Source organism: Streptomyces sp. B6B3 (genome assembly GCF_039871525.1).
GTDB lineage: Bacteria > Actinomycetota > Actinomycetes > Streptomycetales > Streptomycetaceae > Streptomyces.
In genome coordinates this window covers 1-918 of sequence record NZ_JBDPLU010000071.1, presented here as the reverse complement: position 1 = coordinate 918, position 918 = coordinate 1, and the positions used below count along the sequence as shown (strand labels likewise).

Sequence of the window (918 nt, the reverse complement as noted above, 5' to 3'; positions counted from 1 at the left end):
CGGAGTCCGGAGCCGGAGGACCCGGGCGGCGGGCGCGGGCCCGCCCTCGAGGCGGAGCGTGCCGGTGTCGACGTCCCAGTCGGCCGGCCAGGCGGTCAGCCGCCGCGGATACAGCATGTCGATCTCCGCGTCGACGCCGCGCAGATGCGGCATCGGCAGGTCGACGACGGCATCCGCGCCGGGCCGCCGCCACACGGCCAGGATGCTTTCGACGCCCGTGCGCAGGCCGAGGGCGATCCAGCCGTCATCCCATTCGGGCAGGCCGAGCGGCCAGAACGGCACCGCTCGGGCCAGCTCTCCGCGGATCGCCCGATGCGCGTCAACACCGTCGCGGACCAGTGCGAGCTGATCCGCGGACATCCGGTTGAGGTGCCCGGAGAGGTAGAGCCGGCCGAGCAACCCGGTGACCATCGTGAACGCGATCTCCTCGTCGGACATGTCCGACTGCGGGTAGGCCCAGCTCGCGGACTGCTCGGGCAGCAGGGCCATCGGCGCCGCCGCGGCGATCGGCGGATAGCGCAACGGGTTCTCCTGATCGCTGGTCGACTGCAGTTGCAGCCGGGCCAGCATCGCGTAGTCCATGCGCATGCCGCCGGAGCCGCAGTTCTCCAGCACCAGGTCCGGGTGCCGGTCCAGCACGCCCTCGAGCCAGCGCAGATGAGCGCGGTTGTGCTCCAGCAGCCCGGCACCGGGCGCCTCGGCCGCCACGTCGGTGCCGGGACCGGGGTTGACGTTGTAGTCGAGCTTGAAGTAGTCGATGCCGAGCTCGCCGACCAGCCGGTCGATCGTGGCGTCCAGGTGCGCGACCGCCGCGGGGTGGCGCAGGTCCAGGTGGTATCGGCCGTTCTCGACCTGCCGCCGGCCTTCCCGTTGGAAGAACGCGTCGGGCGGGAGGCTGTCCGCCAGCGGGCTGCGCAC

The 918-nt window shown here is 72.4% G+C and carries 1 protein-coding gene; it reads right to left on the bottom strand.

Annotated elements, in window-relative coordinates:
- The coding region (locus ABGB06_RS39405; RefSeq protein ID WP_347600564.1) for a glycoside hydrolase family 36 protein at positions 1–918 on the bottom strand (918 nt) is incomplete at both ends.